A 13,247-nucleotide genomic window follows, 5' to 3' on the forward strand; every position below is an offset into this window, starting at 1 on the left:
TGAGCGCCGGCCGGCGCGGTAAAATGGCCCATGGCCAAGCTTTATTTCTACTACTCGGCGATGAACGCCGGCAAGACCACCACCCTGCTGCAGTCCGCCCACAACTACCGTGAGCGCGGCATGCGGGTGGCCCTGCTCACCCCGCGCCTGGACCACCGCGCCGGCACCGGCGTGGTCGCCTCGCGGATCGGCCTGCAGGCCGAAGCCACCGCCTTCGAGCATGACACCGACCTGCAGAAGCTGATCGAGCAGGACATCGCCCGCCACGGCAAGCTTGGCTGCGTGTTGGTGGACGAGGCCCAGTTCCTGAGCAAGGCGCAGGTCTGGCAGCTGTCCGAGGTGGTCGATGAACTGCGTATCCCGGTGCTGTGCTACGGCCTGCGCACCGACTTCCGCGGCGAGCTGTTCGAGGGCAGCCAGTACCTGCTGGCCTGGGCCGACGAGATGCAGGAGATCAAGACCATCTGCCACAGCGGCAAGAAGGCGACGATGACCGTGCGCGTGGACGAAAACGGCTTCGCCGTGCAGGACGGCCCGCAGGTGGAAATCGGCGGCAACGAGCGCTACGTGTCGGTCAGCCGCGCCGAGTTCAAGAAGATCACGCGCGGTGAAGGACGCATCGACCCGATGCAGGCACCGCTGCCGTTGTGAGGTGATGTGCGGAGGGCACATGCGTTACCCCTCCCCAACCCTCCCCTTGGCTACGCCAAAGGGAGGGGGTGATTTCTGCAGGTCGGTCGAATCACAGTGAGGCCCAGCTTCTGCTCCCTCCCTTTGGCGCAGCCAAGGGGAGGGTTGGGGAGGGGGGCCTCAAGCAGGGACTCGAGCCAATCAATACAACGTCCGCTCCGGCGCATCGGCCGGCGGCGGGCTGTACTGGTAGAGCCACGTCTCGGTCAGGGTCTTGCCGCCACTGCGCAGGTACAGGCGGACGTCGATCTGGTCGCAACTGCCTTCCGGCGGCACCAGGTCGAACATGGCGCGGTAGCCCTTGATCTCGCGCAGCGGGCGCGCCGAGACGATCTCGACCTTGCCGCGGCTGGTTTCCACCACCGCCTCGACCTCGGCCTTGTCGATCAGGCCGGCCAGTTCGCCGCCTTCGAAATCCACCGCGAAGCGCCACGAGAAATACTCGCGCTTCTTGCCGATGACCCCGCCCAGGCCGGTGCGGCTGGCCACGCAATGCGCCAGCGGCGGCCGAGCCGGCGGCTGCGCGCCCCAGTACAGGCGGTAGCCGACCAGCAGTTCCTGGCCGGGCTGCGGCTTGGCCGTGGGGTTCCAGAACGCGACGATGTTGTCGAAGGTTTCATCGACGGTGGGGATCTCCACCAGCTGCACCGAACCCTCGCCCCACTGCCCCTTCGGCTCCACCCACAGGCAGGGGCGCTTCTCGTAGAACACGCCATCGTCCTGGTAATGGTCGAAGTTGCGGTCACGCTGCAGCAGGCCGAAACCGCGCGGGTTGTTGTCCATGAACATGTTGAAGCGCAGGTGCCGCGGGTTGCACAGCGGGCGCCAGATCCATTCGCCGGCACCGTTCCACATCGACAGGCCGTCGGTGTCGTGGATCTCCGGGCGCCAGTCCCAGTCCATGCGGCGGTCGTTCTCGCCGACCTGGTACATGCTGGTGCACGGCGCGATGCCCAGCCGCTCGATCTGACTGCGCGGGTACAGCGCGCTGTCGATGTCCATCAGCAGCACCTCGCCATTGGTGATCGCGAAGCGATACGCACCGGCCACGCTGGGTGAGTCCAGCAGGCCATAGACCACGAGCGTGTCGGAGTCACCGCTGGGCTGTTCCAGGTAATAGGCGATGAAGTCCGGGAATTCCTCCGGCTTGCCCATGCCGGTGTCGATCGCCAGGCCGCGCGCGGACTGGCCGTACTGGCCCTCCTTGCCCACCGCGCGGAAATAGCTCGCGCCGAGGAAGGCGGCGAAGTCGCGGTCGGTGTCGGCACGGGTGTTCAGGCGGAACCCGGCAAAGCCCAGGTCGGCCGGCAGGCGCTTGCCGTGCACGCCACTGCTGCCGTAGTCGAACGCATCACCGTCGTAGGCCAGCTCCTGCGCCTTGCCATCGGCCACGTCGAACATGCGCACCGGCGAATGGAAGTACAGCCCCAGGTGGAAGAACTTGGCCTGGAACTTGCCCGGCTGGTTGGCCCACAGGGCATGGTCCTGGCGGTAGCGGATGGACTGGTACTGGTCCCAGTCCAGCGCTTCCAGCTCGGCCGGCAAGGTGCGCTTGTGGCTCTGGTACGGCGCGGCCGCCAGCGCCCGCGCCTGGCCCTTGAGCGCGGCGAAATCAAAGGGCTGTGGCTGGCCGATGCGGCGCAGGCCCAACTGGGCCGGCGTGGCCGCGCAGGCGGCGAAGGAAGGCAGGCCGAAGGCAGCCAGTGCGGCGGCGGCATTGCGCAGGAAATCACGGCGTTGCATGCAGTCGTCCGGAGCAAAAAAGGTTGCGCATGATAGGCATACGCCGGCTAACTCTGGAGTGAGCGTCTGCGCGGGGCGGTAGGTAGATCAACAGCAACGGCACCCCTCCCCGGCCCTCCCCTTGGCGATGCCAAAGGGAGGGGGCAAAAGCAGGGTTGCGCTGCCACCTGCCCGACCTGCAGGAACCACCCCCTCCCTTGCGCAGCAGGGGAGGGCCGGGGAGGGGTGCTGTTGCGGTTGCAATTGCCCCTGCGCCGCCGCTAGCCACTCACCGCTGGCAATGCCCGCACCACACCGTCGCCCGCTGGCCGATGGTGGCGTGGCGCAGCGCGCGCCCGCACTGCTTGCAGGCCTCCCCCTCGCGCCCGTACACCAACAGCTCCTGCTCGAAGTAGCCGGGAGCACCGTCGGGGCTGATGAAGTCACGCAGCGTGGTGCCGCCGCGCACGATGGCGTGGCCGAGGATGGCCTTCACCGCATCGGCCAGCCGCTGGTAACGCGCACGCGAGACCTTGCCCGCTTCGCGCAGCGGGTTGATGCCCGCCATGAACAGGCTTTCGGCCGCGTAGATGTTGCCCACCCCGACGACGATGCCCTGGTCCATCAGGAAGGTCTTCACCGCCGCGCTGCGGCCACGGCTGCGCTGGAACAGGTAGTCGCCGTCGAAGTCATCATCCAGCGGTTCCGGGCCCAGGCCGCGCAGCAGTTCATGGGTTTCCCCGGTCGGCTGCCACAGCAGGCAACCGAACCGGCGCGGGTCGTTGAAGCGCAGCAGGCGGCCGTCCTCCAGGCTGATGTCGACGTGGTCGTGCGCACGCACCGGCGTATCGCCGGGCAGCACGCGCAGGCTGCCGGACATGCCCAGGTGCAACACCGCGCTGCCCGCTTCGGTGTCCAGCAGCAGGTACTTGGCACGGCGGCGGATCGCGGCGATGCGCTGGCCCGGCAGCTCGGCCTCGATCTCCGCCGGGATCGGCCAGCGCAGGTCTGGCCGGCGCAGGATCACGCCATGGATGCGCCGTCCCTGCAGGTGTGGCTCCAGCCCACGGCGGGTGGTTTCTACTTCCGGTAATTCGGGCATGTCGCGTTCCAGAATCGTTTTTCGTAGGAGCGGCCTCGGCCGCGAAGCTGGCGTTGTTGAACGACCCGCCTCAACCGCCGATGTGCATTGCCTTGCCAGTGCAGGACGTGGTTTCGGTTCCGCGGCCAAGGCCGCCCCTGCGCCGCGCCGTCGCTCAACGCGGCGGTGCCATCAGCTCGCGGGCGCTGAGGAACCCGTCGCCATTGGCGTCCTGTCGCGCGAACCGCGCCAGGATCACCTGCCGCTGTTCCTCGCGGGTGATCGGCTTGCCACGGCCACCGGGTTGTTCTTCCGGCTCCAGCACGCCATTGCCGTTGCGATCCATGCGGTCGAAGGCGTACAGCATCCACTGCAGGTACTCGTCCGGGCTGACCTTGCCGTCGCCATCGGCGTCCATGCGTTGCAGGTATTCGTGGGTGTCCTGTACCTGCGCCATCGCCGGGCCGGCCAGCAACAGGCCCACCAGCACCGTCACCGTCTTCATGCGGCGCTGAGCGCGTAGCCCTTCAGGCGCGCGGCATAGGCCTGCAGCACCGCACTGCCACTGGCCTCGGCGTCCTGGCACCACTGCTGCAGCTGGCGCAGGCGCTCGGCGGCATCGTGGCTGCGGGCCTCCAGCAGGGCCGACAAGCGCGCACGGTAGTCGACCAGCAGCTGGATGCGCGGGCGCTGCTGCACCCAGTCCTGCAACTGCTCGCGGCAGGCCGGCTTGAGCCAACGGCCATCGTTGACCAGACCCTTGCGCAGGCGCCGCGGCAGCAGTTTGCGCAGCTTGGCACCGGCGGCGATGGCCTCATCCTTCAGGGCCGGGGCGAACACATTGCGCTGGTAGTCGGTCATCGCCTGGAAGCGGTGCGAGAGCAACGCCTTGAGCGTGTCGGCATCGGGCACGGCGATGTTGGGACGGATGTCCATGCTCGGTGCCACGCGCAGCACCTTGGCCAGGCGCAGCGCCTGCAGCAGGCGGATCGCCTGCCAGCCGATGTCGAACTCCCAGCGCCGCATCGAGAAGCGCGCCGAGCTCGGGAAGGCGTGGTGGTTGTTGTGCAGCTCCTCGCCGCCGATCCAGAACGCCCACGGGGTGAGATTGGTGGAGGTGTCGGCCGACTCGAAGTTGCGGTAGCCCCACCAGTGGCCCAGGCCGTTGACCACACCGGCGGCCCAGAACGGGATCCACGCCATCTGGATCGCCCACAGCGCGATGCCCGGCAGGCCGAACAGCACCGTGTTGACCACGAACAACAGCACCGGCCCGAGGTTGGCGTGCGGGGTGTAGAGGTGGCGCTCGATCCAGTCCTCCGGCGCGCCGCGCCCGTACTGCTCGATGTCGCCGCGCAGCGCGCGGGCTTCGCGGTACAGCTCCACGCCGCGCCAGAACACGCGGTCGATGCCCTTGGTCACCGGGCTGTGCGGGTCGTCCTCGGTCTCGACCTTGGCGTGGTGCTTGCGATGGATGGCCACCCACTCGCGGGTGATCATCGAGGTGGTCAGCCACACCCAGAAGCGGAAGAAGTGGGCGATGAGCGGATGGAAATCCACGCCGCGATGGGCCTGGCTGCGGTGCAGGTACAGGGTCACCGCGAAGATGGTCAGCTGGGTGACCACCAGCAGCACCGCCAGCATGCCCCACCAGCCCAGGCCGGCGATGCCACCAGTGAGGAAATCAAACAGGGCGTCAGGCATGGCGGGACTCCGTGGCAGGTCGGTGCCAGATGAAACAACCGCTACACATGATGGGGGCTGTCGGCGCAAACTTCATCCACCGGCGGGTCGTCCGTTGGTCGAATCCTCAGCTGCCGCTCACCTCCTGATGTCCATCGCCCCCGCCGCCAGCCCGGCCCCCCTGATCGAACTGGACCATGCCTGCGTCATCCGCGGCCAGGTCCGCGTCCTGCATGAATTGAACCTGCGCATCGAGCAGGGACAGCACACGGCGATCCTCGGCCCCAACGGCTGCGGCAAATCCTCGTTCATCAAGCTGATCACCCGCGAGCTGTACCCGCTGGCACGTGCGGACGGTCACATTCCGGTGCAGGTGCTGGGCCAGACCCGCTGGCAGGTGGACCGGCTGCGCTCGCAGCTGGGCATCGTCACCGGCGACCTGTCCAGCAACCTGTCCGACATGCCCGGGTTGAGCGTGGAGGAAGCGGTGATCTCCGGCTTCTTCGCCAGCTACGTGGTGCCGGCGCACCGCGACGTCACCGACGCCATGCGCCAGCGTGCCCGCCAGGCGCTGGAGCTGGCCCGCGCCCTGCCGCTGCTGGGCCGCAGCTACGCCGAGCTGTCGGCCGGGGAAACCCGCCGCGTGCTGATCGCGCGGGCATTGGTCAACCAGCCACGCGCCCTGCTGCTGGACGAACCCTCCACCGGGCTGGACCTGATCTCGCGCCAGCACCTGGTCGACACCATGCAGCACCTGGCCCGGGAGGGCATCACCCTGGTGCTGGTCACCCACCACATCGAGGAAGTGATCCCGGAAATCGGCCGCGTTGTGCTGATGAAGGGCGGCCGCATCCTGGCCGACGGCCCGCGCGCGGAGCTGTTGTGCTCCGGGCCGCTGTCCGAGCTGTTCGGCGGGCCGGTCCAGGTCCGCGAGGACGAAGGCCGGCTGACCGCCTGGGTCGGGTAAACGGGCCATCGCCGCTGCCCCGATCCACCGGGGCGGTGCCGGCAATGCGATGATGCCGGTCCGTTCCGTCGTTTCCGCCGTACCCGAATGTCCCGTACCCGCTTCCCGCTGCGCCTTGCCGCAGCCGTTTCGCTGGCCGCCGCCCTGGCCGCCTGTTCCAGCACCCCCACCCGTTCCGGTGCGCCGGACGAGGACCCCACCCAGCACGCCAGCGGCTACCTGCAGGGCGATGCCATTCCCGACAGCCTGGCGCTGAGCCCGGCCCCGCCGGCCCCGGGCTCGGTCTGGGCGCAGCTGGACGAGGCCGTGGCCCGCGAGGCCATCGGCATGCGCGGCAGCGCGCGCTTCCAGCAGGCCCATGCCGACGCCGACCTGTCCTTCCCGGCCGGCGCCGAGCAGTTCAGCTGCGCGCTGGGCGTGGCGGTCACCGCGCAGGACACGCCGACGCTGTACACCCTGCTCGAACGCAGCCGCATCGATGCCAGCGCCGCCACCAAGGCCGCCAAGCACCACTACCAGCGCCCGCGTCCGTTCATGGTCAACAACGAGCCGACCTGCACGCCGGAGGACGAGCAGGACCTGCGCAAGAGTGGCTCCTACCCGTCCGGGCACACCTCGATCGGCTGGGCCTGGGCGTTGATCCTGGCCGAGATCGATCCGGAGCACGCCACCGCCCTGATCGAGCGCGGCCGCAACTACGGCCACAGCCGGCTGGTCTGCAACGTGCACTGGTTCAGTGACGTGCAGCAGGGACGCTTCATGGGTGCGGCCACGGTCGCCCGCCTGCACGACAACCCCGAGTTCGTCGCCGACCTGGCCAAGGCACGCCGCGAGCTGGCGTACGCCCGCACGCTGAAGCGGTCGTTGCCGCGTGACTGCGCCGCCGAGACCGCCGCGCTCACCTCCGACATCTCCGAAGCCCGCTGAGCAATGCGGGGTAGTGCCGGGCCATGCTCGGCAAGGGGCGTTACCGTTGAAGCCCCAGCCGAGCATGGCTCGGCACTACGGAAAAGAAGAAGGCGCGGATTGCTCCGCGCCTTCTTCGTTCAACCTGCAGACCGGCGCTTAGAAGCGGGTCTTGAACTCCACGCCCCACAGGCGCGGCTCGTTGATGAAGCCGGTGAGGTTGTTGAAGTCGATGCCGCCGGTGGCGCGGATCTGGTTGGTGATGTTGCGGCCGTACAGCGCCACGTCGTAGTCCCCGTCGTTCCACTGGTAACCCAGGCGCAGGCCGCCTTCCAGCAACGACTTGCCGGTGAATTCCCTGGACTCGTACAGGAAGAAATTCACTTCGCTGCGGTACGCCCAGTCGGTGAACACGTAGAACTGCGCACCATCGGCCAGCGGCAGCGACCAGCGTGCGGTCAGGTTGTGGGTCCACTCCGGTGCCTGCGGCAGCGCGTTGCCGTTGATCCGCGCCTTGCCATCGATGACAGGGTTGGTCACGGTGCACGAGAAGCACGGTGCAACGCTGAGACCGGCGTCCTTGATCTCGGTGTGGTTGTACCCGCTGCCCAGCGTGACCAGCAGGTTGTCGGTCAGGTAGGCCTGCAGGTCCAGCTCGAAGCCCTGGCCCACGCTCTTGTCGGCATTGAGCAGGATGTTGGCGTTACCCAGCTCGCCGCCCACGGCGGTCAGCTGCTGGTCCTTGACCCGGTAGTGGTAGACGCTGGCATTCAGGCGTGCACGGTTGTCCCAGAAGTCCGCCTTCACGCCGGCCTCGAAGGACAGCACGGTTTCCGGGTCGGCCACTGTCTTGTCGTTGAAGGCGCCGGCCGACTGGATCGAGCTGCCGCGGAAGCCGGTGGCAACGCGCCCGTAGACGTTGACGGTGTCGTTGACGGCGTAGGTGGCCGAGAAGTCCCAGTTGAACTTCTTGTCCTTGGTCGAGGCCGACAGGTACGGGTCCACCGCGTCACCGCGGGCGAAGGCCGCCTGCTGGGCGGCGAGCAGGCCGGCCAGGTCGCACTTGGCCGACAGCACGCACGGGGAGAAGCCGGTGTTCCAGTAGTCCTTGACCACCAGGTCCTTCTTGTCGACGGTGTAACGCACGCCGGCGCGCAGCTCCAGCTTGTCGGTGGCCTGGAAGGTCACCCCACCGAACGCCGCCCAGGCATCGTTGGTCTGGTTGATGCGCTGGAAGCCATCCTGCCTGCTGCCGTTGGTGGTGTCGTAGCTGTAGCTGTCGACGTCGTAGTCTTCCTTGAAATAGAACAAGCCGGCCTGCCAGTTCAGCGGACCCTCGTTGAGCGATTCCAGGCGCAGTTCCTGCGTCCACTGCGAATGGCTCGGGATGCCGTCGGCGGTTTCGGAGGCAAACGGCACTTCAGGGGTGAAGTACGGGCCGGAGGTGCCGTCGATGTCACCCACGCTGTAGGTGTCCACGGTTTCGTAGCCGGTGATCGAGGACAGCTTCAGGTTGCCCAAGTCCCAGCTCAGGCGCGCGTTGGCACCGCTGCTGTCCAGCTCGGAGTGGTTCAGGCCGTCGATGGACACCTTGTCCTCGTCGAAGCCGGCGACGAAGTCGTTCGTGCCCGGCTTGAAGATGTTGCCGCGGAACAGGCGCGCGGTGCCGTTGAGGTGGCGCTTGTGCGCACCCAGCAGCGCCTCGAAATTGTCGCCCTCGTACAGGAACTGCACGCGCACGGCGGACTCGTCATAGCCTTCCAGGCCGTCGTTCGGGCCGGTGCCGGTGTTCTTCACCCAATCGTCGCGACGCTGGTACAGCGCCGACACGCGGGCCGACCAGCGCGCGCTCAGCGCGCCGCCGACGGCGGCCTCGACGTTCCACAGGTTGTCGCTGCCGTAGCCGACCTTGCCATAGCCGTTGAACTCCTGGGTCGGGCGCACCGAGTCGAACTTCACCACGCCGGCCGGGGTGTTGCGGCCGAACAGCGAGCCCTGCGGGCCGCGCAGCACTTCCACCTGCTCCACGTCGAAGATCGGGAAGCCCTTCAGGATCGGGTTCTCCTGCACCACGTCGTCGTACACCAGCGACACCGGCTGCGAGGTGTTCAGGCGGAAATCGGTGTTGCCGTAGCCACGGATGTAGAAGCGCGGGAACGCACGGCCGAACGAGGATTCGATGTTGAGGCTGGGCACGCGGCCGGACAGGTAGCGCACGTCGGTGCCGCCGGAGGCCAGCGCGTCGAGCTTCTCGCCACTGACGGTGCTGATCGAGACCGGCACGTCCTGGATGTTCTCCACCTTGCGCGCGGCCGTGACCTTCACGGCGTCCAGCGTGGCGGCTTCCTTCTGTGCGGGGGTGGCGTCCTGGGCCATCGCGGCCAGGGGGAGCAGGGCGGCTACAGCGACGAACAGCGGATGCGCAGCCGGGAAGCGGCCGCGGACGGTACGGGTCGGGGACATGGCGAAGAAGGGCCTGTTGGGAGGAATGGGGAACTGCGCCTAGCACGGAATTGTTGCAGTACAACATTCGTATCGCAATCGTTCAGGTATTCAGACGCATGACGCCTGTCAGGGGTGAAAAAGCCACCGCACTGCATAGACTTGGGCTTCCTTACCCACACCAGGCGATGCGCCATGACCCAGTGGTACTTCCATGTTCCCGGCCAGTCCGACCGGGTCGGCCCGCTCGATGAGGCAGCGGCCCGCGCCTACGCCCAGGCCAACCGCCAGGCACTAGCCTGGCGGACCGGCATGCAGGGCTGGCAGCCGGTCGGCGAAATCGCCGAGTTCGGCGGCCAGGCCGCCCCGCCGCCGATGCCGCCGCCGGTCGGGGGCAACCGTAGCCGGGCCGATGATATCGACTTCCGCATCGTCGGCCATGAGATGCAGTTCGTCGAAATCGAACTGGACCCGGGCGAGAGTGCCATCGCCGAAGCCGGCGCGCTGATGTTCAAGGACGCCTCCGTGCAGATGGACACCGTGTTCGGCGACGGCCGCCACGAGGGCCAGGGCGGCGGCTTCATGGACAAGCTGCTGTCGGCCGGCAAGCGCGTGATCACCGGTGAAAGCTTGTTCGCCACCGTCTACACCCATACCGGCCAGGGCAAGGCCAAGGTCGCTTTCGCCGCGCCCTACCCCGGCACGGTGCTGGCCATGAAGCTGGACCAGCACGGCGGCAAGCTGGTCTGCCAGAAGGACAGCTTCCTGGCCGGCGCCCGTGGCGTGCAGGTCGGCGTGCACCTGCAGCGCAAGGTGATGACCGGCCTGTTCGGCGGCGAGGGGTTCATCATGCAGAAGCTGGAGGGCGACGGCTGGGTGTTCGTGCACGCCGGTGGCTGCGTGGTCGAACGCGAGCTGGCCGCCGGCGAGCGCATCGACGTGGATACCGGCTGCGTGGTGGCCTACCACGCCGGCGTGGACATGGACGTGCGCCGCGTCGCCGGCCTGAAGAGCATGTTCTTCGGTGGCGAAGGCGTGTTCCTGGCCACCCTGACCGGCCCGGGCAAGGTGTGGCTGCAGTCGCTGCCGTTCTCGCGCCTGGCCGGCCGCATGTTCGCCGCCGCCCCGCAGGGCGGTGGCCAGAGCCGTGGCGAAGGCTCGGTGCTGGGCGGGCTGGGCCGCATCCTGGACGGTGACAACCGCTTCTGAAGCCGTCGCGGTCCCGGGCCTCCGGCATGCCGGACGGTCCCGGGCCCGGGGGCGCTGCGCCTGCCCGGGCGACGCCTGGCGTCCTTGCCTGTGCGTGGCCGGTTGTCTACCCTCCGCGTTCATTTTCCGGGGGGAACCGGCCACGCATGGACGCACACGACAACCTCTACGCACCCCCACAGGCGCCACTGGAAACCCGCACCGCCGAGCGCCCGGCGCTGCCGCCGTTCTACGTGGTGTCCCTCCGCAAACTGGTGCTGCTTTCCATCGCCACCGTGGGGCTGTATTCGCTGTACTGGTTCTGGCGGCACTGGAAGCTGCACAAGCTCGACCGGAAGCTGGACATCTGGCCGGTGCCGCGCGCCATCTTCGCCATCTTCTTCGCGCATGGCCTGAACGAGGAAATCGACCACCGGCTGCGGCGCGCGGGCCAGCGCCACGACTGGTCGCCGGGCACGTGGGCCACGGTGTACGTGGTCTCGGCGATCATCGGGCAGATCATCAACCGCCTCCCGGATGCCATGCTGGCACCGGGCCCGAGTTTCGGATTGGCCATGCTGACCGTCGGCGGCGGCACGCTGGCGATGGTCCAGGCCCAACGCGCGGCCAACCTGGCCTGCGGCGACCCGACGGGCTCGGCCAATGCCCGGCTCACGCCGCTGAACTGGCTGTGGCTGGTGCTCGGCGGTCTGTTCTGGTTGCTGGTGCTGGTGGGCCTGGCGCTTTCCCTGGGCGACAGCTGAGCCGGGCCCCCTGGCCCAGCGAAGCCCCGCCTAAACGGCGCGGCCACCGGCACGGTCCCTGCCCGGCGCAAAGCGCTATGCTGGCGCCCTTTTCAACGCCCCCTGTTCATCATGACGCCGCGCAACGCCCGCCTGCTGCTGTCCCTTGCCCTGTTCGGCCTGCTGGCCGCATGCGGTGGTGAAAACACCAAGCCGACGCCGCCGCAGGCGGCGCGACCGAGCACCCCGCTCAAGCCGGTGAAGATCGGCGTGGCACTGGGGGGCGGCGCGGCCAAGGGCTTCGCCCACATCGGCGTGATCAAGATGCTCGAAGCCAACGGCTTCGAGCCGGTGGTGGTGTCCGGCACCAGCGCCGGCAGCGTGGTCGGCGCGCTGTACGCCAGCGGCATGGATGCCTTCCAGATGCAGCAGAAGGCCGTGGCCCTGGACGAGGCCAGCATCCGCGACGTGCGCCTGTTCTCCGGCGGCCTGGTACAGGGCCAGAAGCTGCAGGACTACGTCAACGCCCAGGTCGGCAACAAGCCCGCCGAACAGCTGCGCAAGCCGTTCGCGGCGGTCGCCACCCAGCTGGAGACCGGTGACCGCGCGGTGTTCGTGCGCGGCAACGTCGGCCAGGCGGTGCGTGCTTCCAGCTCCATCCCCGGCGTGTTCGAACCGGTCACCATCGGCGGCAAGACCTACGTCGACGGCGGCGTGGTCAGCCCGGTGCCGGTGGATGCCGCGCGCCAGCTCGGCGCCGAGTTCGTCATCGCCGTGGACATCTCCAGCCGCGCCAACGGCCAGCGCCCGACCAGCCTGCTCGGTGCGGTCAACCAGTCCATCACCATCATGGGCCAGCGCCTGGGCGAGCAGGAGCTGGGCCGCGCCGACGTGGTGATCCGCCCGGCGGTGCTGGACATCGGTGCGGCCGATTTCGAACAGCGTGGCCGCGCCATCCTGGAAGGCGAGAAGGCCGCGATGGCCGCGATGCCGCAGATCCGCGCCGGCGTTGCCCGCCTGCAGCAGGCCCAGGCCACGGCGATCCGCACCGCCGAAGCCCGCACCGCCGCCGCCCAGGCCGAAGCCCACCAGCGTTGCCAGGACAGCCGTTCGCGCATCGAGAAGCTGCGCGGCGTGGTCAAGGACTGCAGCGCCCCGGCGCGTTGATGCTTCAAGCCGCTGCCCTTTGGCGTAGCCAAGGGGGAGGCTGGGAGGGGGCGCTTCCGGTTCTGCGCAGTGGATGACATCACCGCAGAAAGCGCCCTCACCCCAACCCCTCTCCCGCACACGGGAGAGGGGCTTCAAAGCTGCAACATCCGTTCATTACCGCCCCAGCTGCGACAGCGGCAGCGCGCGGAACTCCTTGACCGTGCGCAGCACGAAGCTGGAGTTGACGTCGGCCACGCCGGCCGCATCGAGCAGCTTGTCCAGCAGGAAGGCCGAGAAGTGGTCCAGGTCGCGCACGTAGACGTGCAGCAGGTAGTCCATGTCGCCGGTGAGCGCGTGGCAGGCCACCACTTCATCCCACAGCTGCACTGCCTCCACGAAATGATTGATGGCCGCCTGGCCATGCTTGGACAGCTGCACCCGTACGAACGCCTGCAGGCCCAGCCCGATCGCGCGCGGCTCCAGGCGAGCGCCATAGCCGGCAATGACACCCTCCGCTTCCAGCCGTTGCACCCGCCGCAGGCAGGCGGACGGTGACAGGTTCACCCGCGCTGCGAGCTCGGCATTGGTGGCGCGCCCATGCTGCTGTATTTCGGCCAGAAGCCGAAGATCCGTGCGATCAAGCGTGACTGAAGCCATGTTTGTTGCTCCGCAACAT

General features: G+C 68.2%; 12 protein-coding genes. 6 read left to right on the plus strand and 6 right to left on the minus strand.

Translation table 11 applies throughout. The features are described 5' to 3' along the window. Positions 1-30 precede the first annotated feature (30 nt). Complete coding sequence (locus IB227_RS16905) at positions 31-651, plus strand: thymidine kinase (RefSeq protein ID WP_192288341.1); 621 nt, start codon at positions 31-33, stop codon at positions 649-651. Between the two features lie 180 nt (positions 652-831). Here the strand turns inward: IB227_RS16905 and IB227_RS16910 are convergent, their stop codons facing one another. The 4 genes from IB227_RS16910 to IB227_RS16925 form a co-directional block, all read right to left on the minus strand. Further along, positions 832-2,433 (minus strand): glucan biosynthesis protein D, encoded by a 1,602-nt coding sequence (locus IB227_RS16910; RefSeq protein WP_192288342.1) that lies wholly within the window; start codon positions 2,431-2,433, stop codon positions 832-834. 268 nt (positions 2,434-2,701) lie between these two features. After that, the gene (gene mutM, locus IB227_RS16915) at positions 2,702-3,514 is read right to left on the minus strand and encodes a bifunctional DNA-formamidopyrimidine glycosylase/DNA-(apurinic or apyrimidinic site) lyase (RefSeq protein WP_192288343.1); all 813 of its coding nucleotides are present in this window, start codon (positions 3,512-3,514) and stop codon (positions 2,702-2,704) included. Between the two features lie 154 nt (positions 3,515-3,668). After that, positions 3,669-3,998, minus strand: a complete 330-nt coding sequence (locus tag IB227_RS16920; protein ID WP_192288344.1) for a hypothetical protein — start codon at positions 3,996-3,998, stop codon at positions 3,669-3,671. Continuing rightward, on the minus strand, positions 3,995-5,197 hold the full coding sequence (locus IB227_RS16925) for a fatty acid desaturase (RefSeq protein WP_192288345.1): 1,203 nt from the start codon (positions 5,195-5,197) through the stop codon (positions 3,995-3,997). Before IB227_RS16925 ends, IB227_RS16920 begins: the two co-directional genes overlap by 4 nt. 127 nt (positions 5,198-5,324) lie before the next feature. On the opposite strand from IB227_RS16925, the gene IB227_RS16930 reads away from it, so the two are divergent. Together IB227_RS16930 and IB227_RS16935 are read left to right on the plus strand one after the other, a co-directional pair. Beyond that, positions 5,325-6,143 (plus strand): ATP-binding cassette domain-containing protein, encoded by an 819-nt coding sequence (locus IB227_RS16930; protein ID WP_192288346.1) that lies wholly within the window; start codon positions 5,325-5,327, stop codon positions 6,141-6,143. An 87-nt stretch (positions 6,144-6,230) separates the two neighbouring features. Next, positions 6,231-7,070 (plus strand): phosphatase PAP2 family protein, encoded by an 840-nt coding sequence (locus IB227_RS16935; RefSeq protein WP_192288347.1) that lies wholly within the window; start codon positions 6,231-6,233, stop codon positions 7,068-7,070. Between the two features lie 138 nt (positions 7,071-7,208). On the opposite strand, the gene IB227_RS16940 is transcribed toward IB227_RS16935, so the two are convergent. Further along, a complete protein-coding gene (locus IB227_RS16940) occupies positions 7,209-9,512 on the minus strand; it encodes a TonB-dependent receptor (RefSeq protein WP_192288348.1) in 2,304 nt (767 codons plus the stop codon). A 174-nt stretch (positions 9,513-9,686) separates the two neighbouring features. On the opposite strand from IB227_RS16940, the gene IB227_RS16945 reads away from it, so the two are divergent. The 3 genes from IB227_RS16945 (at position 9,687) to IB227_RS16955 (ending at position 12,589) form a co-directional block, all read left to right on the plus strand. Further along, positions 9,687-10,700, plus strand: a complete 1,014-nt coding sequence (locus tag IB227_RS16945; RefSeq protein ID WP_132862305.1) for a TIGR00266 family protein — start codon at positions 9,687-9,689, stop codon at positions 10,698-10,700. Positions 10,701-10,846: 146 nt separating this feature from the next. Further along, positions 10,847-11,443: a DUF4234 domain-containing protein gene (locus IB227_RS16950; protein ID WP_192288349.1), complete on the plus strand. Its 597-nt coding sequence runs from the start codon at positions 10,847-10,849 to the stop codon at positions 11,441-11,443. Between the two features lie 108 nt (positions 11,444-11,551). Further along, positions 11,552-12,589, plus strand: a complete 1,038-nt coding sequence (locus IB227_RS16955) for a patatin-like phospholipase family protein (protein WP_192288381.1) — start codon at positions 11,552-11,554, stop codon at positions 12,587-12,589. Positions 12,590-12,745: 156 nt separating this feature from the next. Here the strand turns inward: IB227_RS16955 and IB227_RS16960 are convergent, their stop codons facing one another. Beyond that, entirely contained in the window at positions 12,746-13,228 is a 483-nt protein-coding gene (locus IB227_RS16960) for an Lrp/AsnC family transcriptional regulator (protein ID WP_192288350.1), read from the minus strand. Positions 13,229-13,247: the final 19 nt, after the last annotated feature.

The organism is Stenotrophomonas sp. STM01 (assembly GCF_014852135.1).
GTDB lineage: Bacteria > Pseudomonadota > Gammaproteobacteria > Xanthomonadales > Xanthomonadaceae > Stenotrophomonas > Stenotrophomonas capsici.